This window comes from Variovorax sp. OK212, assembly GCF_900112425.1.
In the GTDB taxonomy this organism is placed as follows: domain Bacteria; phylum Pseudomonadota; class Gammaproteobacteria; order Burkholderiales; family Burkholderiaceae_C; genus Variovorax.
This window is the reverse complement of the sequence record NZ_FOLP01000005.1, coordinates 370,833-397,232: the sequence shown is the minus strand read 5'-3', so window position 1 is coordinate 397,232 and position 26,400 is coordinate 370,833. Positions and strand designations below refer to the sequence as shown.

Genomic DNA, 26,400 nt, shown 5'->3' with positions numbered 1-26,400 from the left:
TTATTGAAGCTTCAGCGTCACCGGCGCCGCGCCCAGGCCGGCGCGCGGCAGCCAGGCGAACACCGAGTCGACCGTGACGGTCTCGATGCGGTCGCTGAAGCGCTTGTCGTTCGGGTGGTCGTCGAAGGCGACGTTGGCCGAGCCCACGCGCCCGCCCAGCCGCGTCAGCGGCCCGAGCTTCAGCGTGGTCGGCTCGTAGCCCTTGAACTGCATCCACGCCTGCGCCTGCGCGCGGGTGTTGATGGTGGCGGGCTCCATGGCGGCGGCCATCGTCTCGACGGCCCACTGGTTGGACTGCTGGTACTTCTGGCCCCACGCGTAGCTCACGATGCTGTAAGGCGCGGTGTGCAGCCGCACGATGCGCGTGGGCGGCTCGGTGAGCACGGCCATCAGCTGCGCCTGCACGGCCGGCGTGGGCACGACCCACGCGGCCTCGTAGCGCCACAGGTCGTCGAGAAAGAATTCGCCCAGGCCCTGGCGGTAGATGTCGGCCACGGCGGTGCCGCACTGGTTGAGCTTGTGCACCACGCGCCAGGGGCCGGCCTCGGTCTTGTAGGCAAGCCCCAGGTGCGAGTAGCGCAGGCCGTACTTGCTCAGGTCCTGCCCGGCGCGCGCCAGGATCACCACGCGCGCGCCGCTGGCGTCCAGCGCCTGCGAGGTGCGCTCGGCCAGCTGCATGCCCTTGGTGATGACCGCGGGCGTGGGCTTGACCTGCTCGCACGAGCGGCCGGCCTGCGCCTGCAGTGGCAGCAAGGCAGCGGCGGCAACGACGGCGAGCGTGGCGAACGCGGCGGGCACGCCCGCGAGGGGCCGCGCGCGCTTCACGACAGCCTCTCGTTGTAGAGCAGCGCGCGGCCGATGGCGTTGGGCACGAAGGCCAGCACCTCGCCGGCGGCCGACAGCACCACGCCCGAGCCGATCACCGTGACCAGCACGCTGGTGCCCACGGCGTTCGACACGCCGCGCGTGGCGCGGCCCGCCACCTTGATGCTGGCGCGGGCGCCGTCGGAGGCGCGCTCGAGCACGTACACCGTGCCGTCGGCCGAGGCTTCGACCGCGACCACCGCGAGCGTGGAGCCGCCCGCCGACAGCGCGGCGGGCACCGCCACCACGGCGGTGGCCGAAGCGCCGACGGCCGAGCCGGCCACCAGCACCGAGGCCACCGGCATCATCGACAGGGCCACGGAGGCGTCGCTCTGCGCCTGGGCCTGCAAGGGGGCCGCGACACCGGCGAAGGCGGTGCAGACGGCGACGAGGACAGCGGCAAATTGCTTTTTCATGACGGTCTTTCGTGGTTCGGGCACAGGCTTACTCGGCGGTGGTGGCGGCTTCGGCGCGGGCCATGCGGCGGCCTTGCAGGCGGGCCTCGGCCATGTCGGCTTCATGGCGGTCGCGCAGCGTCTTGGCCAGCGTGAAGGCCGAGCTGACCAGGAACAGCCAGCTCACGCCCAGGAAGGCCTTGTACGAGTCGTTGATCTCCATGCGCACCAGGCCCCAGGCGGTCAGGCCCATGGCGGTGAAGAAGCCGCCCCAGACCACCACGCGCCACATGGGCACGTCGCGGCTGGCGGTGGCTGTGGCCGAGGCGGCCTGTTCGCCGTCGCGGATGAACTTGGACAGCATGAAGGCCGTGCTCAGGCAGAACACGTAGCCCATCACCATGAACGCCCGGTCCAGCGCCTCGCCCGGCAGCCAGCTCAAGCCGGTGGCGCACAGGAAGACGGCGATCGCGAACGAGGCCCAGGTCTGGAACTGCCAGGCCCGCGTGTCGCGATGAATGGAGACGGTCGTGGATGAAAGGGGTTGCATGTGTGCCTCGCGGCGTAGTGAAGGTGGGCGAATGATGGTTCGCTCCCGCACCGCGAGGCTTGAATGCTTGCACCAGTGGCGGCCGGCGGCGCCACTGGTATCTCAGGACGGTACTTTCAGGCGGCGAGCAGGCCGCTCACGCGCTGGCGCAGCGCGTCGGGCTGCACCTCGGCCGGCGGCACGGCACCGCCGACGTTCAGGCCCACGCGGCTGTAGAAACCGCGGCGAAAGGGCTTGGCCATGGCCACGTTCTGGCCGCCGCGCAGCTCGATGCGGCTGAAGTACGAGCCCCACAGGTTGGTCAGCGCCATCGGGATCACCGGCGGCTCGAGGCCTTCGGCGCGCGCGCTCTCGATGATCTTCATCACCCCGCCCTTGAAGGGCTGCAGCTCGCCGTCGCGTGTGATCGCGCCCTCGGGGAAGATGGCGAGCAGGTCGCCCTCGCGCAGCACCTCCAGCGCCTTGGCGAAGGCGGCCTCGTAGGCGGCCGGGTCGTCCTTCTGCGAGGCGATGGGAATGGCCTTGGCCAGCTTGAACAGCCAGCCCAGCACCGGCACCTTGAAGATGCGGTGGTCCATGATGAAGCGGATGGGCCGCGGGCTCGCCGCCATCAGCAGCACCGCGTCGATGAAGCTCACGTGGTTGCACACCAGCACGGCCGCGCCCTCGGTGGGAATGTGCTCGTCGCCCTTGATGTCGAAGCGGTAGACGAAGCGCGACAGCACCCAGGCCACGAAGCGCAGCAGGTACTCGGGCACCAGCAGGAAGATGTAGAACGCCACCACCGCGTTGGCGATGCCGGTGAACAGGAAGATCTGCGGAATGGTGAAGCCCGCGCCCAGCAGCGCGCCGGCGATGACCGAGCTGCCGATCATGAACAGCGCATTGAGGATGTTGTTGGCCGCGATGATCCGCGCGCGGTGCGTGGGCTGGCTGCGCAGCTGGATGAGCGCGTACATCGGCACGCTGTACAGCCCGGCGAACAGCGACAGCAGCGCCAGGTCGGCCATCACGCGCCAGTGCGCGCCCTGGTGCACGAAGGCGCCGATGCCCATCTCGGGCACCTGCGGCAGGCCGCGCGAGGCAAAGTACAGGTCGATCGCGAACACGCTCATGCCGATGGCGCCCAGCGGCACCAGGCCGATTTCGACCTGCCGGCGGCTCAGCGTCTCGCACAGCAGCGAGCCCACGCCGATGCCGATCGAGAACACCACCAGCAGCAGCGAGGCCACCTGCTCGTTGCCGTGCAGCACTTCCTTGGCGAAGCTGGGGAACTGGCTCAAAAACACCGCGCCGAAGAACCACATCCACGAAATGCCCAGCAGCGAGCGGAACACCACCACGTTGCCGTGCGCGAGCTTGAGGTTGCGCCAGGTCTCGCTGAACGGGTTCCAGTTGATGACCAGCGCGGGGTCGGTGGCCGGCGCCTGCGGAATGGCCTGCGCCACGCCCCGGCCCACCAGCGCCAGCAGCACGCAGGCCACGGCCACGCTCATGTGGCCGACCTGCGGCAGCGCCACCAGCAGCCCGCCCGCCACCTGGCCCAGCAGGATGGCCACGAAGGTGCCCATCTCGACCATGCCGTTGCCGCCCGTGAGCTCGCGCGCGTCGAGCACCTGCGGGAGGTAGGCGAACTTGACCGGCCCGAACAGCGTGGAGTGCAGCCCCATGAGGAACACGCAGCCCAGCAGCACCACCGCGTCGGCCCGCACGAAGCCCCAGGCCGCCAGCACCATGATGGCGATCTCGAGGTTCTTCACGAAGCGGATGATCTTCGTCTTGTCGAACTTGTCGGTGAGCTGGCCGGCCGTGGCCGAGAACAGCAGGAACGGCAGGATGAACAGCGCCCCGATCACCAGCCCCGCCATGGACGGCGACATCCAGCTCAGCTGGAGCTGGTAGGTCACCATCACGGTGAAGGCGAACTTGAAGAGGTTGTCGTTCGCCGCGCCCGCGAACTGGGTCCAGAAGAAAGGCGCGAAGCGCCGCTGCTTGAGGAGGGCGAACTGGTTGGCGTGGGCGTTCGCTTCGTGAGCCACGGGTGTGGCGGCAGCGGCGGGGGTTGTCATTCGAAGGATTCTCCTCAGGCGGCCACGGCGGCGGCGCCCGGATTGTGCCGCAGCGCGGCCTGCCAGTGCATCTCGAGCTTGCGCAGCGCGAACACCACGGGCAGGCCCGCCAGCGAGGCCGTGAGGTGCTTGAGCGAATGGCCCGAGATGGTGTGCTGCGTCAGCTCGTAGATCGGCTGGTCGGCCAGCTCGAAGCCCTTGGCCACCACGTAGAAGAAGATCACCCAGCCCAGCTTCAGGCCGACCGACTTGCGCATCGGGGTGGACAGCGCCAGCGTCAGCACCAGCGCCATGCCGCCGAACTGCACCAGCGCCCAGGGCATGACGTTGCCGGTTTCCTGGAACACCTCGGCCGACAGCAGCCCCGCCGTCAGCACGAACCAGGCGGCCGGCCAGCCGGCGCGCTGGCTCACCCGCTCGCACACCGCCACGCCGATCAGGCCGGCAAACGCCACCGCCATGCCGGCGCGGTCGGCGGCCAGCCGGGGGCCGTCGGGCACGAGGTGGAAGAAGGCCGAGCCCGCGGCGGTGGCGATCAGGCCGGCGAAGAAGAGCCAGGCGCAGTCCAGCGTGTTGTCGGGCGGGTCGCTGGCGGGCGGTGCCAGCGGGAACACCGACAGCGCCTGCTGGTGCGAGCGGTCGATGCGGTTGAGCCGGTACAGGCCCCACAGGCCGATCACCAGGAACGGGATGTTGCTCAGCACGTCCATCGCGTTGGGCATGCCGTGCCAGGCGCGGTCGTCGGCGAACTCCGAGGCGATGGCCACTTCGGCCGCCGGCAGCTCGGGGCCGAAGAAGCCGATCAGCAGCAGCAACGCGAAGGTGAAAAGCAGTCCGCGTTCGCGGCGGCTGAGTCGGCTGGCAAGAGGCAGAAGCATGGCGGTCCTCGGTGGGTGGGGTAACAAGCCGCGGATTCTGGTTGCCAGCCTCCCTGTAGGCATCGAGAATCGATACGAGGTACTAATTCACACCCTTCGGTATCTTCTTTCAATACCCTTCGCCCGACCTGCACCCTCATGAGCACCACCGTCGACCTTGTCCAAGCCCTCAAGAACGAACTCAAAAGCGCCCGCATGACCTACGCCGACCTGGCCCGGTCGCTGGACATGGCCGAGTCCAGCGTGAAGCGCATGCTGGCCAAGAGCGACATGCCGCTGTCGCGCGTGGACGCCATCTGCCGGGCGCTGAAGATCGACTTTGCCGAGCTGGCCCGCCGCGTGGCCGACGCCCAGCCGCTGCTGAAGGAGCTGACGCACGAGCAGGAAAAGGCCGTGGTGAAGGACAAGAAGCTGCTGCTGGTGGCCATCAGCGTGCTGAGCCAGTGGACGCTGGAGCAGATCGTGACGGCCTACCGCATCAGCGAGGCCGAGTGCATCGGCTGCCTGGCGCAGCTGGACCGCATCGGCATCATCGAGCTTCGCCCGCTGAACCGGTACCGCCTGAAGCTGGCCAAGACCTTCCGCTGGCGCCCGCACGGCCCGGTGATGGAGTTCTTCCGCGAGAACGTGGTGCTCGACTACTACCGCGGCGGCTTCGACGGCCCGGCCGAAGGTCTGCTGCTGGTGCACGGCTCGATCAGCCGTTCGCTGGCGCCGGCCTTCCTGGAGCGACTGCAGCGCGTGGCACAAGACTTTGCGCAGCAGCACCAGACCGACCAGAAGCTGTCGGCCAAGGACCGCGAGGGCTACACGCTGCTGCTGGGCATGCGCAACTGGGAGTTCGAGCTGTTCACCCGCCTGCGCAGAGCCTAGGCCTGAAGGCTCAGGCCTTGGCGGCTTCCAGCGCGTCGCGCGTGGTGCGCGCGGCGTTCTTCGCGGCTTCGGCGAAGTCTTCGCCCGACGACGCGTAGATGATCGCGCGCGACGAGTTCACGATGATCGGCGCGTCGGCACGCCAGCCGGCGCGCACCGTGGCCACCGCGTCGCCGCCCTGGGCGCCGACGCCCGGAATCAGCAGCGGCACCGTCGGCGCGAGCGCGCGCACGCGCTCGATTTCCGCCGGGTAGGTCGCGCCCACCACCAGCCCGAGCTGGCCGTTGAGGTTCCACGGGCCCTGCGCCAGCTTGGCGACGTGCTCGTACAGGAAAGGCTGGCCCTCGACGTCCGCCAGGCGCTGGCCCTGCAGGTCGGAGCCGCCGGGGTTGCTGGTGCGGCACAGCAGGAAGGCGCCCTTGCCCTCGTGCTTGAGGTACGGCGCCACCGAGTCGAAGCCCATGAAGGGCGACAGCGTGACGGCGTCGGCGCCGTAGCGCTCGAAGGCTTCCAGCGCGTACTGCTCGGCGGTGGAGCCGATGTCGCCGCGCTTGGCGTCCAGGATCACGGGCACGTGGGGCGCGTTGCGGCGCATGTGCTCCATGAGCTGCTCGAGCTGGGCTTCGGCGCGGTGGGCGGCGAAGTAGGCGATCTGCGGCTTGAAGGCGATGACCAGGTCGGCCGTCGCGTCGACGATGCGCGCGCAGAAGTCATAGATGCGGCTGGCGTCGCCCTTGAGCTGCCCCGGGAATTTGGCTGGCTCTGGATCGAGCCCCACGCAGAGCAACGAACCGTTTTTTTGCTGCGCGGCGGCCAGCTTGTCGAGGAAAGTCATGGGGCGGGATTTTAGGCGGCCCGCTTGCAGCCCCTGTTCCAGCCCTGTTTCAGGCGGTCAGGGCGTGGGCGTGTGCTGCTCGGCGGCCAGACACAGGTCGGCCCAGGCGCGTGCCTTGTCGGCCGGGTTGCGCAGCAGGTACGCCGGGTGGTACGTGGCCACCACGGGCGCCCCGCCGGCCGCGGCCAACGGCACGACGCGGCCGCGCAGCTTGCCCAGCGGGTCGCCGCTTTGCATCAGGCTTTGCGCGGCCAGCGGGCCCATGGCCAGCACGACGCGCGGGGCGAGCGCCGCAGCGTGGTGGTCGAAGGCCTCGCTCATCGGGCGCGGGCTGCCGGGCTGCCCGGCGGCCACGCCGCGGTGGGTGCGCAGCAGGTGCACGGGCGTCTTGCCGTCGTGCAGCTTCAGGGCGCGCAGCATGTTGTCGAGCAGGCGGCCGGCGTCGCCCTCGAAGGGCTCGCCGTGGCGGCCGTCGGGCTCGGGCGGCATGTCGGCGATGACCAGCCAGCCGCCCTGCACGGCGCCATCTTCGGCGGCACCGGCGTACAGGCGGCACGGGTCGTCGACCAGCACGGCGGCGCCTTGGGACAGCGGCGCGGCCGCGGGCCGCGGCGCCGGGGCCGGCGTGGGGGCCGCCACCGGCCGGGCCACGGGGGCCGGCGCGGCGACCGGACGCTCGGCCTCGAATCGCTCGCTCACGGGCGCCGGTTCTGTGTATGGCGCTACTGTTTCAGGAGCGGCAGCGACAGCAGCGACAGGCGCCAGCTCCGCGACTTCCGCGACTTCCGCAACCTCGGGCACCGGCCACCAGACCTTCACACCCATCTCGTCGAGCATCGCGCGCTGGCGTGCGTCGAGTTTCAATGTCTGCACCGCGCTCATCGCAAGGCTCCCCAGGCGGTGCCTGTTTCATTCAATCGCAGGCTCATGACCACGGCGTCCTCGCGCTTGTTGTCGTGCGCCGGGTAGTAGCCCTTGCGCACGCCGACGCTGCGAAAGCCCTGGCGCAAATAGATGTCCAGCGCACGCTGGTTGCTCTGGCGCACTTCGAGCCAGAGCCACTGCGCGCCCTCGGCGCGCGACCAGCCGCCCAGCGCCTCGAGCATGAGCGGCGCCCAGCCCTGGCGCTGGAACGCCGGCGCCACGGTGATGTTCAGCAGGTGCACCTCGTCGACGCCCTTCATGGCGACGAAATAGCCGATCAGCGTCTCGCCCAGTTCGGTGACCGGCGACACGACGCCCGGCGCCGGGCCGGGTGCCAGCAGGCACTGGCAGTGGTAGCCCACGGCCATGGAGTCGGTGAAGTTGGCGCGCGTCCAGGGGTGGCTGTAGGCCGTCAGCTCGACCGCGCAGACCGCATCGATCCGCTCGACGGTGAGCGGTTCGAGGCGGGCTTCGACGGGCTGGAGGACGGCGCTCATGCGGCTGGAATCAGGTGGCGGAAGCGGCGGCCGCCGCCTTGATGGCGGCGCGTTCTTCCGTGGTTTGCGCCACTTTATCGCGAACATAGAGCGGCCAGGCCTGCGCCGCGGGCACGGTCCGACCGGCGGCAAGCAGCGCCGGGGCCAGCCGCAGCATGGCCTCGGCGCCCGGCAGCACCTCGTGGCGCGCGCCGGTGGCGGCCAGGCGAGGGCCGTAGGCGGCGAAGGCATTGCCCGCCAGCGCCCAGCCGGCGGGCACTTCGAGTGCTTCGGGCGACAGCAGCAGGGGCTCGTCGTCGCCGCCCAGCGGGCCGTGGGCAGCGAAGTCGTAGCGCGCGGCGTAGACCTGGTCCATGCGGGCGTCCAGCACGGCCACCAGCTGTTGCGCGCCGGACACATGGCGCGCCTCCTCGGCAACGGCCAGCAGCGTATCGACCGGCAGCAGCGGCACGTTGGCGCCGAAGGCCAGGCCCTGCGCCACGGAGCAGGCGGTGCGCAGGCCGGTGAACGAGCCCGGCCCGCGGCCGAAGACGATGGCGTCGAGCTCGGACAGCGCGAGCCCCGCGTCGCGCAGCAGTTGCTGGATCAGCGGCAGCAGCGTGGCCGAGGCCTGGGCGCCGCCCGCGCCGTGGTGGGCGAGCACCTGCTCGCCGTGGCGCACCGCCACCGACAGGTGTTCGGTGCTCGTATCGAAGGCCAGCAGCTTAGACATTGGTGGGGCGCCCCATGACGGGGGCGGAAGAAGAAGCAAGGGGAACAAGGGGAAGCGCACGCGCCGGTGCGCTTTTCTGCACGCCGAACAGGATGCCGGCCGTGACCAGCAGCAGCCCGGCGACCAGGTTCCAGTAGAGCGGCTCGCCCAGCCAGATCACCGCGCCGAAGGCCGACAGGCCGGGCACCAGCGCCGTGATCATGGTGGTGCGCACCGGGCCGAAGTGCTGGACCATCCGGGTGAAGGTGATGCCCGAGATCACCACCGAGCCGCCGCCCTGGAAGGCCATCTGGAACGCCACCTCGCGCCACGGCGCGGTGCCCAGGTGGCTCGCCACCTGGCCGCCGGCCACGAGCAGCGCGTACACCGGCACGTAGGTCATCAGCGCGAACACGGTGATGGCGATGGTCGCGCGCACGGCGTCCAGGCCGTGGCGGCGCGCCACCACGCTGTAGCAGGCCCAGCAGAAGGCGGCGGCCATGAAGAGCAGGTCGCCCTTCCAGACCTCGCCGCCCTCGAAGGCATGCAGCAGGCTGCGCCCGCCGACCACCAGGTCGCCCGCGACGATCATCGCCAGGCCGAGCGCGCGCATCGGCGTGATGCGCTCGCGCAGCACCAGCGCGGCCAGCAGCGTGGTCCACAGCGGCAGGCTGCCGGGCATCAGCACCGAGGCATGGCCGGCCGGCGCGAAGAAGAAACCGCTGTAGGCCGCCATGGCATAGGCCACGCCGCCGAAGATGCCCGCCGCCGCGGTGACGCGCAGCGACAGCGGCGACAGGCCGAAGAACGAGGACACCGCGGCGCCCGCCTGCCCTTGCCGCGCTGCGCGCCGGCCCTTCATGACCAGCCACGCGCCCCACGGCACCAGCACCAGGCTGGCGCCGCAGATGCGCGCGCAGGCCAGGTCGAACGGGGTGAGCGAGCGGCCGGCCGAGGCGCGCGCGATGACGATGAAGGCGGTCCACACCAGCACGGTGACGACGGCCGCGCCGATGCCGAGCATGCGCGGAGACAGCAAAGGCGAAGGCGGTGGGGAAATCGTCGGGGACGCGGCGGGCATCCCGGCATTATCGAGGCCGCCCACCGGCCGCGCCGGCGGCGGGCGAATCAGCCGGCCGGGCTCCCCGCCGGCCCTTCCGGTTCGGCCCGCAGGATGGCCAGCCCCGCCTTGCGCAGCGGCGCCAGCGCCTTGGCCGGCGCGTCCGGCGACACCAGCAGGCTCGCGGCCGCGCCCACCGGGTTGACCACCCAGGCCGAGGCCGCGCCCAGCTTTTCGGACGACGCCAGCACCACCGTCTCGGCCGCCGCGGCCATCAGCGCGCGCTTGATCTCGGCCTCTTCCAGGTCGCCCGTGGTCAGCCCCGCCTCGGCGTGCACGCCGGTGACGCCCATGAAGTAGGTGTCGGCATGGATGCGCGCAATGGCCGCCATGGCCGCCGCGCCGACCGCCACCATCGAATGCCTGAAGAGCCGCCCGCCGATCAGCACCACCTCGACGCCGGCGTGCGCCGCCAGCTCGGTGGCCACCGACGGGCTGTGCGTGACCACCGTGGCCCGCAGCGCGCGCGGCAGGTGGCGCGCGAGCTGCACGGCGGTGGTGCCGCCGTCGATGAACACCACCTGCCCCGGCTTCACCATGCGCGCCGCGGCACGGCCGATGGCCACCTTCTCGCCCGGCGCCAGCTGCTGGCGGCCCGCGAAGTCGGCCTCGGCCGCGGCGATCGGCAGCGCGCCGCCGTGCACGCGCTGCAGCAGGCCCTCGGCCGCCAGCTCGCGCAGGTCGCGCCGGATGGTGTCTTCCGACAGGCCGAGTTCGTCGCTGAGCGCCTTCGCCACGACGTTGCCGTCGCGCTGGAGCACCGAGAGGATGTGTTGCTTGCGCTGGCGGGTGAGCATCGGGCGATGGTATCGGCCTGCGCGCTTGATTGCACGAATTTTCTTGTTATTGCACGAACACGCACATATGCTCGCCGCCATGACCTTGCAAGACCGCGTCCGGGTGCACGAAGTCACCCTGCTTTCCGACCACTGGTACACGCTGCGCACCACCGCCTTCGACTGGCGGCGCAACGACGGCCAGTGGCAGCGCATGCACCGCGAGACCTACGACCGCGGCAACGGCGCCGCGCTGCTGCCGTACAACCTCGCGCAGCGCAGCGTGCTGCTGACGCGGCAGTTCCGCTACCCGGCCTTCGTCAACGGGCACGACGAGCTGCTGATCGAAGCGGCCGCCGGCCTGCTGGACGACGCGGCGCCCGAGGAACGCATTCGCGCCGAGGTCGAGGAAGAGCTGGGCTACCGGCTCGGCGGCGTGCTGAAGATCTTCGAGTGCTTCATGAGCCCGGGCTCCGTCACCGAGAAGCTGCACTTCTTCGTGGCGCCCTACGAGCCCTCGATGCGCATCGGCGCGGGCGGCGGGCTGGCCGAGGAAGGCGAGGACATCGAGGTGCTGGAGCTCGGCATCGGCGAGGCGCTGGCCATGGTGGCCGACGGGCGCATCGCCGACGCCAAGACGGTGATGCTGCTGTACCACGCGAAGCTGCACGTGTTCGCGCCGTAATGCCTCTCGTCATTCGCGTCGGGAATTCGCGTCGGGATAATGGGCGGATGCCTTTTGCCTTCCGCCGCGCCGCCTGCGCACTGACTCTCTTCACGCTGGCCTCGGCCGGCGCTTTCGCCCAGCAAGCCCTCCCCACCCAGGTCGACGCCGCCCTCGCCCGCGCCAAGGTGCCGCGCGAGTCGGTCACCATGCTGGTGGCCGAAGCCGACGGCACGCGCCAGCCGCGCCTGGCGTGGCGCACGCAGGTGCCGGTGAACCCGGCGTCGATCATGAAGCTGGTCACCACCTACGCCGCGCTCGACATGCTGGGCGCCGCCTACAACTGGACCACGCCGGTGTACGTCGAGGGCACGGTGGCCAACGGCGTGCTCAACGGCAACCTGTACATCAAGGGCCAGGGCGACCCCAAGCTGGTGCTGGAGCGCGTGTGGCTGCTGCTGCGCCACGTGCAGGGCCTGGGCATCACCACGGTGAGCGGCGACATCGTGATCGACCGCAGCGCCTTCGAGACCACGGTCGAGGGCGACCCGGGCGCCTTCGACGGCGAGCCGCTGCGCCCCTACAACGCCTCGCCCGACGCGCTGCTGGTGAACTTCAAGTCGGTCAACATGACCTTCGCGCCCGACCGCGCCGGCCAGATCGCGCGGGTGAGCTACGAGCCCCCGCTGGCCAGCGTGGCCATGCCGGCCACCGTGCCGATGGTGCCCGGCGAGTGCGGCGACTGGCGCACCGGCCTGCGCGCCGACTTCACCGACGTGAACCGCATCCGCTTCAACGGCGGCTTCCCCACCGCCTGCGGCGAGAAGAGCTGGGCCGTGGCCTACGGCGACCCGCGCACCTACGCCATGCGCGCCATCGGCGGCATGTGGGCCGAGATGGGCGGGCGCGTGGGCGGCCAGATGCGCGAAGGCCGCGTGCCGGCGGGGCTGAAGCCGGCGTTCGAGTTCGAGTCGCCGCCGCTGGCCGAGGTGATCCGCGACATCAACAAGTACAGCAACAACGTGATGGCGCAGCAGCTGTTCCTCACGATCGGGCTCACGCAGAAGAACCGCGGCACCTTCGAGGCCTCGCGCACCGCGCTGGGCCAGTGGTGGAAAGACCGCATCGGCACGGGCGAGGCGCAGCCGGTGTTCGAGAACGGCTCGGGCCTGTCGCGCGACGAGCGCATCAGCGCCGCGGCGCTGGGCAAGATGCTGCAGGTGGCCTGGCGCTCGCCGGTCATGCCCGAGCTGATGTCTTCGCTGCCCGCCATGGGCGTGGACGGCACGCTCAAGCGGCGCACGCTGCGCTCGGGCGGCTCGGCCCACCTGAAGACGGGCACGTTGCGCGACGCCTCGGGCGTGGCCGGCTTCGTGGACGGCGCCAGCGGCCGGCGCTACGTGCTGGTGGCCATTGCCAACGGCGAGAACGCGGGCGCGGCGCGCGCGGCGTTCGACGCGCTGGTCGACTGGGCCTCGCAGGACAACTGAGCGGCGTCCGCGCGCCACCTCATGGCTCGCACGGCAAGCGTTCTGTAGGCGAACACCGATTGCGTGGGACTGCCCGGCTGAACAGAATCGGACGCTCGTTCGATTCCAGATTCCAACCCGACGCAGGAGACACCCCGTGCAAAAAACACCAGATTCCTCCACTCAGCGAACCCGGCGAACACGGCTGAACAGGCCCGCTTCACACGCAGCACTCGCGGCCCTCGCGGGCACCACGGTGCTGCTCGCGGCCTGCGGCGGAGGGGGCGGCGGGGGCGGGGGCGGCATCGGGGTGGGCTTTCCGCCGCCGGTGGCCGACACGGGGCGCGGCTCGGTGGTCACCAACCCGCCGGAGCAGACCGCCAGTCTCACGGCCGACCAGTTCAACGCCAGCCTGCAGGGCAGCGCGCAGGGCAAGACGCTGCTGCAGATCGCGGGCACGCCCAAGTGCGGCGTCACCCTGCGCTCGCTCGAATACCGCACCATCGGCGCGAAGAACGAGGCCACCAACGCCACCGCCGCGATCATGGTGCCCACGGGCAGCGACGTGGCCTGCGGCGGCCAGCGCCCGGTGGTGCTGTACGCCCACGGCACCACGGCGGCGCGCAACTACAACCTCGCGAAATGGACCGACGCCACGCAGGCGGCCGCCGGCGAGGGCCTGCTGGTCGCGGCCATGTTCGCGGCGCAGGGCTACATCGTGGTGGCGCCCAACTACGCGGGCTACGACAAGTCGACGCTGCCCTACCACCCGTACCTGGACGGCGACCAGCAGGGCAAGGACATGGTCGACGCGCTCACCGCCGCGCGCAAGACCTTCTCGAACATCGGCGCGAACGACGCCGGCTCGCTGTTCATCACCGGCTATTCGCAGGGCGGCTACGTGGCCATGGCGGCGCACCGCGAGATGCAGGCCACGGGCAAGGCGGTGACGGCCTCGGCGCCCCTGTCGGCGCCCTCGGCCATCAGCCTGCTGACCGACTACACCTACCAGGGCTGGCCGGCGCTGGGCGCCACGCTGTTCGTGCCGCTGCTGTCGACCAGCTGGCAGCAGCAGTTCGGCAACGTCTACAACGCGACCACCGACATCTACGAGTCGCAGTACGCGAACGGCATCGACACGCTGCTGCCGAGCCTGACGCCCGACACGCTGTTCAGCTCCGGCAAGCTGCCGCAGCTGGCGCTGTTCCCGCCGAACGCCACGCCGGGGCCGGTCAACAGCCAGCTGGCGATCTTCTACGGCGCCAACAACCTGATCCGCCAGAGCTTTTTGACGCAGGCGGCCACCGACATCCAGTCGAACCCCTGCCCCGGCAACGCGCTGCCGCCCACGGCGGCCTCGCTGAGCACGGCCGCGCCGCTGAACTGCGCGCCGTCCACGGGCTTCCGGAAGGCGGCCGTGGCGAACGACCTGCGCAACTGGGTGCCGACCCGGCCGATGCTGATGTGCGGCGGCGCGAACGACCCGACCGTGAACTTCATCAGCACCCGCGCCACCTCCGGCTACTTCAGGGCCAAGGGCGTGCCGGCCAGCGCGCTGACGGTGGTCGACCTGGAGGATTCGGCCGCCATCGACGCCTACTCGAACGCCCGCGCGGGCTTCGCGCAGGCCAAGGACCTGCTGGCGCAGGGCACCTCGGGCAGCGCGGCGGACAAGGCGCAGGCGGTCACGCTGGCGTACCACGGCACGCTGGCGCCGCCGTTCTGCCTGGCGTCGGCGCGCGGGTTCTTCCAGGGCGTGTTGGCGGCGGGGGGCTGACCAGGCCCCACGCAGCGCGCGGAATCAGGCCGCCGAGGCGCGCTGCAGGCGGTCTTTCACGCCTTCCCATTCGGGCGCGTCGGGCGGCGTCTCGACCCAGATCAGCTTGACGCCCTGCGCGTCGAACTCGCGCAGCACCGCGAAGAGCTGCTGCGCGCCGGCCGCCGCGTCGTCGGGCATGCGCCGCAGCACCAGGCGCTGCGAGCGCGTGCGGACCGCGGTGCGGGTCCACACGGCAATGTGCGCGGCGTTGGCGCCGAGCACGTCGAGCCCGGTCTGGATCGCCTTGGCGTCCATCAGGCGCACCTTGGCGTTGGGCGCGTAGTGCGCCTCCAGCGTGCCCGAGGCGCGCGGGTCGGGCGTCTCGAGCATCTCGCGGCCGCTGAGCTTTTCGCCGCAGGCGGCTTCGATCTGCGCGCGCGTGATGGCGCCCGGGCGCAGCAGCACCGGCGCGCCGCGGCTGCAGTCGACGATGGTCGACTCGATGCCCACCTCGCAGGCACCGCCGTCGAGCACCGGGACGGCCTCGCCGAACTCTTCGAACACATGCTGCGCCGTGGTCGGGCTGACGCGGCCGAAGCGGTTGGCGCTGGGCCCCGCGACGCCCGGCACGCCCTGTTCGGCGCAGGCCTCCAGCAACGCCTGCGCCACCGGGTGCGAGGGGCAGCGCAGGCCGATGGTGTCCTGCCCGCCGGCCGCGGCCGCGCCCACGCCGGGCTGGCGCGTGACGATCAGGGTGAGCGGGCCGGGCCAGAAGGCCTGCACCAGCTTCTGCGCGAACGGCGGCAGCGGCTGCGCGAAGCGCGAGAGCGCCTCGGTGCCCTTGGTGCCGGCCGCCACGTGGACGATCAGCGGATGGTCCGCCGGCCGGCCCTTGGCCTCGAAGATGCCGGCCACGGCCGTGTCGCTGGTCGCGTCGGCGCCCAGTCCGTAGACGGTTTCGGTCGCGAAGGCGACCAGCCCGCCCGCGCGCAGCACGCGCGCGGCCTCGGCAATGCCCTCGGGCGACCGGCCGTCCAGGATCATGCGATGCCGGCGCCGGTCACCGCCGGCAGGCCCAGCAGCAGCGCGGCCCGCGAGGCGGTGGCGCGCACGGCTTCGAGCGTGGGGCCGGTGAAGGTCAGGTGGCCCATCTTGCGGGCGCGCCGCGGGTCCATCTTTCCGTACAGGTGCAGGTGGGCGCCGGGCAGTGCGAGCACCTCGCTCCAGCGCGGCGTCACGGGCGTGGCAGGCTTGTCGGCCTTGCTGCCATCGCCTGCGCCATCCGCCTCGGGGAACCACAGGTCGCCCAGCAGGTTGAGCATGATCGCGGGGCTGTGCTGGCGCGGCGCGGCCAGCGGCAGGCCGGCGAGCGTGCGCACCTGCAGCTCGAACTGCGACACGTCGCAGGCTTCCATCGTGTAGTGGCCGCTGTTGTGCGGGCGCGGCGCCATCTCGTTGACCACCAGCGAGCCGTCGGCCAGCGCGAAGAACTCCACGCACAGCACGCCCACGTAGCCCAGGCCGTTGGCGATGCTCCTGGCCGAATTGATGGCGCCCTGCGCCACCGTCTTGGGCATGTTCTGCGCATGCACCTCGGTCACGGCCAGGATGCCGTCGCGGTGCAGGTTGCGCTGCGGCGGGAAATGCACGATCTGCCCGTCGCGGCCGCGCGCCACGATCACCGAGCACTCGAACTCGAGCGGCAGCATCTTCTCGAGCACGCAGGGTACGCAGCCCGTGGCCTGCCAGGCTTCGACCAGCTCGGCGCGCGTCTTCACGCGCTGCTGGCCCTTGCCGTCGTAGCCCAGGCGGGCCGTCTTCAGGATGCCGGGCAGCAGGTGGTCGTCGACGGCGGCGAGCTGCGCCGCGGTCTCGATGGCCGCGTAGGGCGCGCAGGGCACGCCGCAGCGCGTGAAGTGGGCCTTCTCGGCGATGCGGTCCTGCGCGATGGCGATGGCCGGCGCGGCGGGCGACACCGGGCGGGCGACCGCCAGGTGCTCCAGCGAGGGCGCGGGCACGTTCTCGAACTCGGTCGTGACCGCGTCGGCCAGGCCGGCCAGGCGGGCCAGGCCGTCGATGTCGCTGTAGTCGGTGTGGATGTGGTGGTGGCTCACGCGGCCGGCGGGGCTGTCGGCGTCGGGGTCGAGCACCGCCGTGAAATAGCCCATGCGCTGGGCCGCGTGGACGAACATGCGCCCCAGCTGGCCGCCGCCGAGCACGCCGAGCGTGGCGCCCGGAAGGATGGGCAGGTCAGCGTTCTTGCTCACAGGGCACCTCCGCCTTGCGGCGAGAAAGGAGAGACGGGGGGCACGGGCGAAACAGGGGCGGCAGCGTCGCCGGCCGGGGCCGGCGGCAGCGTCATGGCCTCGGCGGCGGCGGTCTGCGCCGTGCGGAAGGCGTCGAGCCTGGCGCGCAGCGCCGGGTCGTTCACCGCCAGCATGGACACCGCGAACAGCGCCGCGTTGGCCGCGCCCGCGTTGCCGATGGCGAAGGTGGCCACCGGCACGCCCTTGGGCATCTGCACGATGCTGTAGAGCGAATCGACGCCCTGCAGGTGCCGGCTGGCCACCGGCACGCCGAGCACCGGCACCGTGGTCTTGGACGCCAGCATGCCCGGCAGGTGGGCCGCGCCCCCCGCGCCCGCGATGATCGCGGCGAGCCCGCGCCCGGCGGCGCTTTCGGCATACGCAAAGAGCGCATCGGGCATCCGGTGGGCCGAGACCACCTTTGCTTCGTGGCTGATTCCGAATTGCTGGAGAATCTCGACCGCGTTGCGCATCGTCTCCCAATCGGAGCTCGAGCCCATCACTACACCGACCTGAATGGTTTCGTTCATGGTTTCAATTTTACGTTTCACCCTCAGTTGGTTCCGATGATCGACATCACTCTCGAAAATTTCCAGGCCGAACTGATCGAAGGCTCTGTCGGCACGCCGGTGCTGCTGGACATCTGGGCCGAATGGTGCGGCCCCTGCAAGCAGCTCGGCCCGGTGCTCGAAAAGCTCGAGGTCGAGTACGCCGGGCGCTTCACGCTGGCCAAGCTCGACGCCGACAAGGTGCCGCAGATCTCGTCGCAGCTCTCCGAGATGTTCGGCGTGCGCAGCATCCCGTTCTGCGTGATGTTCAAGGACGGCCAGCCGGTCGACGGCTTCGTCGGCGCCATTCCGGCCGAGAAGATCCGCGAGTTCCTCGACAAGCACGTGCCCGGCGCCGATGAGGCCGAGGCGGCCTCCGAGGAAGCCGCGGCGCAGGAAGCGCTGGCCGAGGGCGACACCCTGGGCGCGCTCGAGAAGCTGCAGCACGCCGTGGCCACCGACCCGGCCAACGACGACGCCCGCTTCGACTACATCAAGCTGCTGCTGCAGGAAGGCCGCGTCGACGACGCCAAGGTCGCCTTTGCGCCGGTGATCGCCAAGACCACGCTGGTGCGCCGCTTCGACGCACTGCAGCGCTGGATGGATGCTATCGATTTTGCAGCGCCTCACGCAGGTGCGGCGCCCGCGTTGGCCGATTTCGACGCCAAGATTGCCGCCAACAAGCGCGACTTCGACGCCCGCTTCGCCCGCGCCCGCCTGCTGATGGCCGCGCAGCGCTGGACCGACGCCATGGACGAGCTGCTCGACATCCTGATGCGCGACAAGGCCTGGAGCGAAGAGCTCGCCCGCAAGACCTACATCGCTATCCTCGACGTGATCGAGCCGCCGAAGATCAAGGTGGCCGACGGCCAGATCCCGCCGGACGATCCGGTCGTGGCCACGTACCGCCGCCGCCTGAGCAGCGTGGTGCTGAGCTGAGCCCACGGCCCGGCCCGCCCGCCCTGCATGCCCAAGCGACCTCCGGGTCGCTTTTTTCATGGCCGTTCGGCGTACGGCATGGCATTGGCGAGCCGCGCGGCGTCGCATACGATCACGCCCGATTCAACTTGTTGCAGATTGCAAAAGGAAAGACCGGCCATGCGTTCCTCAGCCCGCCTTGCGCGCCCTGCCAGCCCCGCCCGCCGGACCGCGCTCCCCGTTCTCGCCGCCATGGTCACCGCCCTTGCCGCGCTGGCCGGTTGCGGCAGCGGCATCAGCCTCGACGAACCGATCGAAGGCCCGGCCTGGCGCCTGGTGCAGCTGGGCGACGAGCCCATTGCGCCGGGCGGCGAGGCGCAGGTGCAGTTCGACCGCAGCAGTGGCCGCGTGAGCGGCTCGGGCGGCTGCAACCGCATCTCGGGCACCTTCACGCGCAGCGGCAGCACGCTGAGGATCGGCCAGATGGCCGCGACCCGCATGGCCTGCCTCGACCCGGCGCGCGGCGGCTCCGAGGCGCAGTTCGTCTCCGCGTTGCAGAGCACCGCGAGCTACCGCCTGGCCGGCCCGGGCCGGCTGGCGCTGCTGGACGCGAGCGGGCGCACGGTGGCGCTGCTGAACAGCGGCGGGCGCTGAAATGAAAAAGACCGGCCTCGGCCGGTCTTCTCCTTGTGGCGTTGCAGTGCCCTGCAGGCCCCCAGCCGTTCAGCCCGTGAGCCGCTCCAGCGCCTCGCGGTACTTGGCGGCCGTCTTCTCGATCACTTCGGCCGGCAGGCGCGGCGCCGGGGGCGTCTTGTCCCAGGGCTTGCCGTTGATCTTGGTGGCCTCGAGCCAGTCGCGCACGAACTGCTTGTCGTAGCTCGGCGGGTTGGCACCGGCGGCCAGCGCGTCCTGGTAGCCCTCCACCGGCCAGTAGCGCGAGCTGTCGGGCGTGAGCACCTCGTCCATCAGCACCAGCGTGCCGGCCTCGTCCAGGCCGAACTCGAACTTGGTGTCGGCAATGATCATGCCCTTGGCCAGCGCGATCTGCGCGGCGGTTTCGTAGATGGCGATGCTGGTCTCGCGGATCTGCTGGGCCAGCTTGGGGCCGACGATTTCCACCACGCGCTCGTAGCTGATGTTCTCGTCGTGCTCGCCGGCGGCGGCCTTGGCGGCGGGCGTGAAGATCGGGCGCGGAAGCTTGCTGGCGTTGGTGAGGCCTTCGGGCAGCGGCACGCCGCACACCGACCGGCTTTCCTGGTATTCCTTCCAGCCGCTGCCGGCCAGGTAGCCGCGCACCACGGCTTCGACGGGAATGGGCTTCAGGCGCTTGACCAGCATCGAACGGCCGGTGACCTGCGGCACTTCGGCCTCGGTCACCACGCTCTCGGGCGCCTCGCCGGTCAGGTGGTTGGGGCAGAGCTGGCCGAGCCGCTCGAACCACCACAGGGCCATCTTCGTGAGGATCTCGCCCTTGCCCGGAATGGGCTCGCCCATGATCACGTCGAAGGCGCTGAGCCGGTCGCTCGCGACCATCAGGATGCGGTCTTCGCCGACGGCGTAGTTGTCGCGCACCTTGCCGCGCGCAAGCAGGGGCAGGCTCTGGATGGAGGAGGTGTGGACGGTGGTCATGGGAGCAACAACAAATGCGGTGAGAAACGTGGGAACGGTGAAAGCGGATTGTGCGCGCAGAAAAAAGCCACCGCGAACGGTGGCCTTCGAATCGCCCGGAAGTTTTAGACCACGGCCTGTGCGAGTTCGCCGGCGGCGTACCTGGCGGCGACCACCTGCAGCGTGTCGCCCTTGATCTTGGCGCCCTGGCCTTCGCAGCCGAACTCGATGTAGCGCTGCTTGCAGATCAGCTTGGCGGCTTCGCGCGCCGGCTTGAGCCACTCGCGGGCGTCGAACTTCTCGGGGTGCTCGGCCAGGAACTTGCGCACCGCGCCGGTCATGGCCAGGCGGATGTCGGTGTCGATGTTGATCTTGCGCACGCCGTGCTTGATGGCTTCCTGGATTTCCTTCACGGGCACGCCGTAGGTTTCCTTCATGTCGCCGCCGTACTGGCGAATGATGGCCAGCAGCTCCTGCGGCACGCTCGAAGAGCCGTGCATCACCAGGTGGGTGTTGGGAATGCGGCGGTGGATTTCCTTGATGCGGTCGATCGCCAGGATGTCGCCGGTGGGCTCGCGCGTGAACTTGTAGGCGCCGTGGCTGGTGCCGATGGCGATGGCCAGCGCGTCGATCTGGGTGCGCTTGACGAAGTCGGCGGCCTGCTCGGGGTCGGTCAGCAGCTGCTCGCGCGTCATGGTGTCGTCGGTGCCGTGACCGTCTTCCTTGTCGCCCTTCATGGTTTCCAGCGAACCCAGGCAGCCGAGCTCGCCTTCGACGGTGACGCCCAGGCGGTGGGCCATGTCCGACACCTTCTTGGTGACGTCCACGTTGTAGTCGTAGCTGGCAATGGTCTTGCCGTCGGCCTCGAGCGAGCCGTCCATCATGACCGAGCTGAAGCCCAGGTCGATGGCGCCCTTGCAGACGTCGGGGTTCTGGCCGTGGTCCTGGTGCATGACCAGCGGGATGTTCGGGTACTGCTCGATGGCGGCCTGGATCAGGTGCTTGATGAAGGCTTCACCGGCGTACTTGCGGGCACCGGCGCTGGCTTGCAGGATGACGGGCGCGCCGGTTTCCTTGGCGGCCTCCATGACGGCCTGGACCTGTTCGAGGTTGTTGACGTTGAAGGCCGGGATGCCGTAGCCATTGGCTGCGGCATGGTCGAGCAGTTCGCGCATCGAGACGAGTGCCATGGGGAAATACCTCGCGGGAATTAGGGAAAGAAGAAGGCGGAAAGACGAAGGCGGAAAGACGAGAGAAAACTACCGCAATTCTACCGAGGGCCCTTGTCGGACTGCACTGACGTCAACCCGAGGAAGTCCATGACCGGCGGCAGCACCGGTCCGCCCAGCCACTGGATGGGCTTGCCGAAGGCGCCGATCAGCGTCACGTGGCTCAGGTTGTCGAACAGCTTCACCTCCACCGGCACGCCGGCGGCGCGCAGCGCGGCGGCCATCTGCAGGGTGTTGCGGTCGGGGTAGACCAGCTTGTCCTTCGAGGCCGCCATGAGCAGCGCGCGCGGCGACGCGGGCGTGACGTGCGCCAGCGGCTGCGAGTCGCGCGGCGTGTCCGGCCAGTTGAAGGCGGCCTGCGCCTGCGGGTCGCCGATGGGCAGGAAGTCGTAGGGGCCGGCCAGGCCGATCCAGCCCGCGAGCTGCTTCGGGCTGGCGCCGACCTCGCCGAGCCAGCGGGCGTCCAGCGCCACCATCGCGGCGTTGTAGCCGCCCGAGCTGTGGCCCATCACGTAGACCTGCTTCGGGTCGGCGCCGAGCCGCTCGGCGTTGTCCAGCGCCCATTTGACGGCCAGCGCGCTGTCGCGCACGAACGCCGGGTAGGTGAAGGCGGGCGACAGGCCGTAGTCGGGCACCACCACCACCGCGCCGCGCGCGGCCAGCGCCTCGCCCACGAAGCGGTAGCTGGCGCGGTCGCCGGTGGTCCAGGTGCCGCCGAAGAAGAACACCACCAGCGGGCGCGCGCCCCGGGCCGGCGCCGTGGACGGCAGCGGCTGGTACACGTCGAGCACCTGGCGCGGCGCCTTGCCGTAGGCCAGGCCGCCCTGGAACTGGTAGGTGTCGGTGGGCACCAGCCCGTTGAGCACCTTGACGGGGGAGCAGGCCGACAGCGCGGCGGCGGTGGAGACGGAGAGGGCCGCAAAAGAGAAGCGAAGGGAACGAAAGGTCATCGTCACAGTACGCACGCCGCCGGCCGCCGGTTTCGTCAGATGGGAAGCTGCGTGGTCGACAGCACCTGCTTGAGAACGACGAAGGTGCGGATCTGCCGCACGCCCGGCAGGTAGAGCAGCTGCTCGGCATGCAGGCGGTTGAAGCTGTCGTTGTCGCGCGTGCGCACCAGCATGAAGTAGTCGAACTCGCCCGTGACCACGTGGCATTCGAGGCAGCCCGAGACCTTCTGCGCGGCCTTCTCGAAGTCGGCGAACGAGTCGGGCGTGGAGCGGTCGAGCACCACGCCGATCATCACGAGCATGCCCAGGTCGAGCGCGTCGGGGTCGAGCAGCGCGACGATGCCCTTGATGAGCCCGGCCTCCTTGAGCCGCTCCACCCGGCGCAGGCAGGCGGCGGCGCTCAGGTTCACCTTGGCGGCCAGCGCCACGTTGGAGAGCGAGGCGTCGCGCTGCAGGGCGCGAAGGATGGCGCGGTCGGTGCGATCGAGCTCCGGGGGAGAACGCAATTTTGTTGTGCCCATGCCTTGTTTACCGGCTTGAAAGTTTCAACTCTGCCCATCGTGCCTTCTTTTGTTCCGGCAAGCCAGAGAACTTCGCAAGCACGTTGCGAGCCCTTCTTCCTACGATTCAAGGCTTCAACCTCCTGGAGCCGCACCATGAACCTGAAGAAGTTTCCCCGCCACGCCCTGACCTTCGGCCCCTCGCCGATCCACCCGCTGAAGCGGCTGAGCGCGCACCTCGGCGGCAAGGTCGAGCTCTACGCCAAGCGCGAGGACTGCAACAGCGGCCTGGCCTTCGGCGGCAACAAGACGCGCAAGCTCGAGTACCTGATTCCCGAGGCGCTCGAGGGCGGCTACGACACGCTGGTGTCCATCGGCGGCATCCAGTCCAACCAGACGCGCCAGGTGGCCGCGGTGGCCGCGCACCTCGGGCTGAAATGCGTGCTGGTGCAGGAGAACTGGGTCAACTACTCCGACGCGCTGTACGACCGGGTCGGCAACATCGAGATGTCGCGCATCCTGGGCGCCGACGTGCGGCTGGACGCAGCGGGTTTCGACATCGGCATTCGCAAGAGCTGGGAAGAAGCCATGGCCGACGTGCGCAAGGCCGGCGGCAAGCCGTTCCCCATTCCGGCGGGCTGCTCCGAGCACCCGCGCGGCGGGCTCGGCTTCGTGGCCTTCGCAGAAGAGGTGCGCCAGCAGGAAGCCGAGCTGGGCATCCGGTTCGACTACGTGGTGGTCTGCTCGGTCACCGGCAGCACGCAGGCCGGCATGGTGGTGGGCTTCGCGGCCGACGGCCGGGCCGACCGCGTGATCGGCATCGACGCCTCGGCCAAGCCGCAGCAGACCTTCGACCAGATCCTGCGCATCGCGAAGAACACGGCCGAGCTGGTCGAGCTGGGCCGCGACATCACCGAGAAGGACGTGGTGCTCGACCGCCGCTTCGGCGGCCCCGAATACGGGCTGCCGAACGACGGCACGCTGGAAGCCATTCGCCTGTGCGCGCGCTTCGAGGGCATGCTGACCGACCCCGTGTACGAGGGCAAGTCGATGCACGGGATGATCGAGAAGGTGCGGCTCGGGGAATTCCCGGCCGGCTCGAAGGTGCTGTACGCGCACCTGGGCGGGGTGCCCGCGCTGAACGCCTACAGCTTCCTGTTCCGCAACGGCTGAGCGGGCGCCCGGCCGGGCGGGTTCAGCTCGCGCGGCAGATCTTCAGCATGTTGGTGCCGCCGGGGGCACCCATGGGCTCGCCGCAGGTGATGGCGTAGACGTCGCCGGTCTGCACGATGCCGCGCTTCTTCAGGTGGGCCTCGGCCTGTTCGAGCGCGGTGTCGCGGTCGGTCTGCGAGTCCATCAGGAGCGGGCGCACGTTGCGGTACAGCGCCAGCTTGCGCTGCGTGGTCAGGCGCGAGGTCAGCGCGTACATGGGAATGTGCGCGCGGTGGCGGCTCATCCACAGCATGGTGGAGCCCGACTCGGTCAGCGCCACGATGGCCTTGGCGCCCAGGTGGTGCGCCGTGAAGAGCGCGCCCATGGCAATCGACTGGTCGATGCGGCTGTAGGTCTTGCCGCTGAAGTCGGCGTCCAGCGTCTTGTCTTCCGCGGCCTCGGCGGCTTCGCAGATGCGGCTCATCTCCTGCACGGTTTCCAGCGGATAGCGCCCCGAGGCGGTCTCGGCCGAGAGCATCACGGCGTCGGTGCCGTCGAGCACGGCGTTGGCCACGTCGCTCACCTCGGCGCGGGTGGGCACGGGGTTGGTGATCATCGACTCCATCATCTGGGTCGCGGTGATGACCACCTTGTCCATGTCGCGCGCCATGCGGATCATCTTCTTCTGCAGCGCGGGCACCGCGGCGTTGCCCACTTCCACGGCCAGGTCGCCGCGCGCGACCATGATGCCGTCGCTGGCGCGCAGGATTTCTTCCAGGCGCGGAATGGCTTCGGCGCGCTCGATCTTGGCGATCATGCCGGGCTTGTGGCCGTATTCGGCCGCGGCCACGTTGCACAGCTGGCGCGCCATTTCCATGTCGGTGGCGTTCTTGGGGAAGCTCACGGCCACGTAGTCGGCCTGGAAGCTCATCGCGGTCTTGATGTCTTCCATGTCCTTGGCGGTCAACGCGGGGGCGGTGAGGCCGCCGCCCTGCTTGTTGATGCCCTTGTTGTTCGACAGTTCGCCGCCGAGCTTGACGGTGGTGAGCACCTGGTCGCCCTTGACGGCGTCGACCGTCAGCACGATGAGGCCGTCGTTCAGCAGCAGCTTGTCGCCGGGCTTCACGTCGCGCGGCAGGTCCTTGTAGTCGAGGCCGACGCAGTCGATGTCGCCGGGCTCGGTGCGCGAGGCGTCGAGCACGAACTTAGCGCCCGGCTCCAGCCAGACCTTGCCCTGCGCGAACTTGCCCACGCGGATCTTGGGGCCCTGCAGGTCGGCCATGATGGCCACTTCGCGGCCCGCCTTGCGGGCGGCTTCGCGCACCATGGTGGCGCGGTCGATGTGGTCCTGCGCCGTGCCGTGGCTGAAATTCAGCCGCACCACGCTGACCTTGGCCTGGATCATCTGCAACAGCAGTTCGGGGGTGCTGGACGCCGGACCGAGCGTGGCAACGATCTTGGTGGCGTGGCGGGGGATGCGGTCCGTGCTCATGAGGGTAGTCTCCGTTTTGTATTCGCTACTGTATACACTTTGTGTGTCCGACGGAAGTCACCCGTGACGGGCTTTCGTCTCGCCGCCCGCCGCGCCGGCGATCAGGCGGCCGCGCGCTTGGCCAGGATTTCGAAGGCCGGCAGGGTCTTGCCCTCCAGCACCTCGAGGAAGGCGCCGCCGCCGGTCGAGATGTAGCCGACCTGCTTTTCGATGCCGTACTTGGCGATGGCCGCCAGCGTGTCGCCGCCGCCGGCGATCGAGAACGCGCTGCTCTCGGCGATGGCCTGCGCAATGGCCTTGGTGCCGCCTGCGAAGGCGTCGAACTCGAACACGCCCACCGGGCCGTTCCAGACGATGGTGCCGGCTTCGCGCAGCTGCGCGGCCAGGATCGCGGCCGTCTTCGGGCCGATGTCCAGGATCAGGTCGTCGTCGGCCACGTCGTTCGCGTCCTTGACGGTGGCAGCGGCGTCGGCCGCGAAGGTCTTGGCCGTGACCACGTCCACCGGAATCGGCACGTCGGCGCCGCGCGCGCGCATGGCGTCGATCACCGCCTTGGCGTTGTCGACCAGGTCGGGCTCGGCCAGCGACTTGCCGATCTTCAGGCCCGCCGCCAGCATGAAGGTGTTGGCAATGCCGCCACCGACGATCAGCTGGTCCACATTGGCCGACAGGCTCTTCAGGATGGTGAGCTTGGTGCTCACCTTGGAGCCCGCCACGATGGCCACCAGCGGACGCTTGGGTTGCGCCAGCGCCTTGGTGATGGCGTCCATCTCGGCCGCCAGCAGCGGGCCGGCCGCGGCAATCTTGGCGAACTGGGCAATGCCGTAGGTGGTGGCTTCGGCGCGGTGGGCGGTGCCGAAGGCGTCGTTCACGTAGATGTCGGTCAGCGCGGCGAGCTTGCGCGCCAGGCCTTCGTCGTTCTTCTTCTCGCCCTTGTTGACGCGGCAGTTCTCGAGCAGCACGACCTGGCCGGGCTTCACGTCGACGCCGTCGACCCAGTTGGCGATCAGCGGAACTTCACGGCCGAGCAGTTCGCCCAGGCGCCTGGCCGCGGGCGCCAGCGAGTCCTCGGGCTTGAATTCGCCCTCGGTCGGGCGGCCCAGGTGCGAGGTGACCATCACGGCCGCGCCGGCGTCCAGCGCGAGCTGGATGCAGGGCACGGAAGCGCGGATGCGCGTGTCTTCGGTGATGTTGCCTGCGTCGTCCTGCGGCACGTTGAGGTCGGCACGGATGAAAACGCGCTGGCCGGCGGCTTTGCCCTGTGCGCAGAGGTCGGTGAATCGAATGACGTTCATGGATCTGGAGGAGGTGGAAGACGGGTCGGCCTGCATTG

At 70.0% G+C, this 26,400-nt stretch carries 27 protein-coding genes; 7 read left to right on the top strand and 20 right to left on the bottom strand.

Going from position 1 to position 26,400, the window contains the following annotated elements; translation table 11 throughout:
• The 5 genes from BM004_RS18415 to BM004_RS18395 all read right to left on the bottom strand — a co-directional run bounded on the left by BM004_RS18415 (position 1) and on the right by BM004_RS18395 (position 4,756).
• Positions 1-798, bottom strand: coding sequence for a DUF2145 domain-containing protein (locus BM004_RS18415; RefSeq protein ID WP_093215741.1), 798 nt, complete (start codon positions 796-798; stop codon positions 1-3).
• 23 nt (positions 799-821) lie between these two features.
• Positions 822-1,280: a hypothetical protein gene (locus BM004_RS18410; protein WP_093129100.1), complete on the bottom strand. Its 459-nt coding sequence runs from the start codon at positions 1,278-1,280 to the stop codon at positions 822-824.
• Positions 1,281-1,308: 28 nt separating this feature from the next.
• Positions 1,309-1,809, bottom strand: coding sequence for a YiaA/YiaB family inner membrane protein (locus BM004_RS18405; protein WP_093215583.1), 501 nt, complete (start codon positions 1,807-1,809; stop codon positions 1,309-1,311).
• Between the two features lie 116 nt (positions 1,810-1,925).
• Entirely contained in the window at positions 1,926-3,878 is a 1,953-nt protein-coding gene (locus BM004_RS18400) for an MFS transporter (RefSeq protein ID WP_093215580.1), read from the bottom strand.
• A gap of 14 nt (positions 3,879-3,892) precedes the next feature.
• A complete protein-coding gene (locus BM004_RS18395) occupies positions 3,893-4,756 on the bottom strand; it encodes a hypothetical protein (protein WP_177206531.1) in 864 nt (287 codons plus the stop codon).
• A 138-nt stretch (positions 4,757-4,894) separates the two neighbouring features.
• Here BM004_RS18395 and BM004_RS18390 point away from each other — a divergent pair, with 138 nt between their 5' ends.
• On the top strand, positions 4,895-5,629 hold the full coding sequence (locus tag BM004_RS18390; RefSeq protein ID WP_093129097.1) for a helix-turn-helix domain-containing protein: 735 nt from the start codon (positions 4,895-4,897) through the stop codon (positions 5,627-5,629).
• Between the two features lie 10 nt (positions 5,630-5,639).
• Here the strand turns inward: BM004_RS18390 and pyrF are convergent, their stop codons facing one another.
• The 6 genes from pyrF to BM004_RS18360 all read right to left on the bottom strand — a co-directional run bounded on the left by pyrF (position 5,640) and on the right by BM004_RS18360 (position 10,493).
• Positions 5,640-6,464 (bottom strand): orotidine-5'-phosphate decarboxylase, encoded by an 825-nt coding sequence (gene pyrF / locus BM004_RS18385; RefSeq protein WP_093215578.1) that lies wholly within the window; start codon positions 6,462-6,464, stop codon positions 5,640-5,642.
• Positions 6,465-6,521: 57 nt separating this feature from the next.
• A complete protein-coding gene (locus tag BM004_RS18380) occupies positions 6,522-7,346 on the bottom strand; it encodes a uracil-DNA glycosylase family protein (protein ID WP_093215575.1) in 825 nt (274 codons plus the stop codon).
• The gene (gene rimI, locus BM004_RS18375) at positions 7,343-7,885 is read right to left on the bottom strand and encodes a ribosomal protein S18-alanine N-acetyltransferase (protein WP_093129094.1); all 543 of its coding nucleotides are present in this window, start codon (positions 7,883-7,885) and stop codon (positions 7,343-7,345) included. Before rimI ends, BM004_RS18380 begins: the two co-directional genes overlap by 4 nt.
• Positions 7,886-7,895: 10 nt before the next feature.
• Entirely contained in the window at positions 7,896-8,597 is a 702-nt protein-coding gene (tsaB, locus tag BM004_RS18370; RefSeq protein WP_093215573.1) for a tRNA (adenosine(37)-N6)-threonylcarbamoyltransferase complex dimerization subunit type 1 TsaB, read from the bottom strand.
• Positions 8,590-9,600: a DMT family transporter gene (locus tag BM004_RS18365; protein WP_256219942.1), complete on the bottom strand. Its 1,011-nt coding sequence runs from the start codon at positions 9,598-9,600 to the stop codon at positions 8,590-8,592. The genes tsaB and BM004_RS18365 overlap by 8 nt, the downstream gene beginning before the upstream one ends.
• A gap of 104 nt (positions 9,601-9,704) precedes the next feature.
• Positions 9,705-10,493: a DeoR/GlpR family DNA-binding transcription regulator gene (locus BM004_RS18360; RefSeq protein ID WP_093215570.1), complete on the bottom strand. Its 789-nt coding sequence runs from the start codon at positions 10,491-10,493 to the stop codon at positions 9,705-9,707.
• 79 nt (positions 10,494-10,572) lie between these two features.
• On the opposite strand from BM004_RS18360, the gene BM004_RS18355 reads away from it, so the two are divergent.
• The 3 genes from BM004_RS18355 (at position 10,573) to BM004_RS18345 (ending at position 14,382) form a co-directional block, all read left to right on the top strand.
• Positions 10,573-11,157 carry an NUDIX hydrolase gene (locus BM004_RS18355; RefSeq protein ID WP_093215736.1) on the top strand — a complete coding sequence of 195 codons (585 nt, stop codon included), beginning with the start codon at positions 10,573-10,575 and terminating at the stop codon, positions 11,155-11,157.
• A 47-nt stretch (positions 11,158-11,204) separates the two neighbouring features.
• Entirely contained in the window at positions 11,205-12,626 is a 1,422-nt protein-coding gene (dacB, locus tag BM004_RS18350) for a D-alanyl-D-alanine carboxypeptidase/D-alanyl-D-alanine endopeptidase (RefSeq protein WP_093129090.1), read from the top strand.
• A gap of 184 nt (positions 12,627-12,810) precedes the next feature.
• A complete protein-coding gene (locus BM004_RS18345) occupies positions 12,811-14,382 on the top strand; it encodes an alpha/beta hydrolase family protein (RefSeq protein WP_093215734.1) in 1,572 nt (523 codons plus the stop codon).
• A 24-nt stretch (positions 14,383-14,406) separates the two neighbouring features.
• Here BM004_RS18345 and BM004_RS18340 read toward each other — a convergent pair whose 3' ends face one another.
• From BM004_RS18340 to purE, 3 genes are read right to left on the bottom strand one after another with little or no spacing between them, the layout of a single operon-like run.
• A complete protein-coding gene (locus BM004_RS18340) occupies positions 14,407-15,408 on the bottom strand; it encodes an L-threonylcarbamoyladenylate synthase (protein WP_093215568.1) in 1,002 nt (333 codons plus the stop codon).
• Positions 15,405-16,631 (bottom strand): 5-(carboxyamino)imidazole ribonucleotide synthase, encoded by a 1,227-nt coding sequence (locus tag BM004_RS18335; RefSeq protein WP_093215565.1) that lies wholly within the window; start codon positions 16,629-16,631, stop codon positions 15,405-15,407. The genes BM004_RS18340 and BM004_RS18335 overlap by 4 nt, the downstream gene beginning before the upstream one ends.
• Positions 16,628-17,200 carry a 5-(carboxyamino)imidazole ribonucleotide mutase gene (gene purE, locus BM004_RS18330; RefSeq protein WP_093215563.1) on the bottom strand — a complete coding sequence of 191 codons (573 nt, stop codon included), beginning with the start codon at positions 17,198-17,200 and terminating at the stop codon, positions 16,628-16,630. Before purE ends, BM004_RS18335 begins: the two co-directional genes overlap by 4 nt.
• Positions 17,201-17,236: 36 nt before the next feature.
• Here purE and BM004_RS18325 point away from each other — a divergent pair, with 36 nt between their 5' ends.
• Positions 17,237-18,157, top strand: coding sequence for a tetratricopeptide repeat protein (locus BM004_RS18325; protein WP_093215560.1), 921 nt, complete (start codon positions 17,237-17,239; stop codon positions 18,155-18,157).
• A 159-nt stretch (positions 18,158-18,316) separates the two neighbouring features.
• A complete protein-coding gene (locus BM004_RS18320; RefSeq protein ID WP_093129085.1) occupies positions 18,317-18,790 on the top strand; it encodes an META domain-containing protein in 474 nt (157 codons plus the stop codon).
• A 69-nt stretch (positions 18,791-18,859) separates the two neighbouring features.
• On the opposite strand, the gene BM004_RS18315 is transcribed toward BM004_RS18320, so the two are convergent.
• The 4 genes from BM004_RS18315 to BM004_RS18300 all read right to left on the bottom strand — a co-directional run bounded on the left by BM004_RS18315 (position 18,860) and on the right by BM004_RS18300 (position 22,444).
• Positions 18,860-19,765: a phosphoribosylaminoimidazolesuccinocarboxamide synthase gene (locus BM004_RS18315; protein WP_093129084.1), complete on the bottom strand. Its 906-nt coding sequence runs from the start codon at positions 19,763-19,765 to the stop codon at positions 18,860-18,862.
• 104 nt (positions 19,766-19,869) lie between these two features.
• Positions 19,870-20,934, bottom strand: a complete 1,065-nt coding sequence (gene fba, locus BM004_RS18310) for a class II fructose-bisphosphate aldolase (RefSeq protein WP_093129083.1) — start codon at positions 20,932-20,934, stop codon at positions 19,870-19,872.
• A gap of 80 nt (positions 20,935-21,014) precedes the next feature.
• On the bottom strand, positions 21,015-21,923 hold the full coding sequence (locus BM004_RS18305; RefSeq protein ID WP_093129082.1) for an alpha/beta hydrolase: 909 nt from the start codon (positions 21,921-21,923) through the stop codon (positions 21,015-21,017).
• Between the two features lie 35 nt (positions 21,924-21,958).
• Positions 21,959-22,444, bottom strand: coding sequence for an Lrp/AsnC family transcriptional regulator (locus BM004_RS18300; RefSeq protein WP_093215558.1), 486 nt, complete (start codon positions 22,442-22,444; stop codon positions 21,959-21,961).
• Positions 22,445-22,579: 135 nt separating this feature from the next.
• Here BM004_RS18300 and BM004_RS18295 point away from each other — a divergent pair, with 135 nt between their 5' ends.
• Entirely contained in the window at positions 22,580-23,596 is a 1,017-nt protein-coding gene (locus BM004_RS18295) for a 1-aminocyclopropane-1-carboxylate deaminase (RefSeq protein ID WP_093129080.1), read from the top strand.
• Between the two features lie 22 nt (positions 23,597-23,618).
• Here BM004_RS18295 and pyk read toward each other — a convergent pair whose 3' ends face one another.
• Both pyk and BM004_RS18285 read right to left on the bottom strand, forming a co-directional pair.
• Positions 23,619-25,067, bottom strand: a complete 1,449-nt coding sequence (gene pyk / locus BM004_RS18290; protein ID WP_093129079.1) for a pyruvate kinase — start codon at positions 25,065-25,067, stop codon at positions 23,619-23,621.
• 101 nt (positions 25,068-25,168) lie between these two features.
• Entirely contained in the window at positions 25,169-26,362 is a 1,194-nt protein-coding gene (locus BM004_RS18285) for a phosphoglycerate kinase (protein ID WP_093215555.1), read from the bottom strand.
• Between the last annotated feature and the right edge of the window lie 38 nt (positions 26,363-26,400).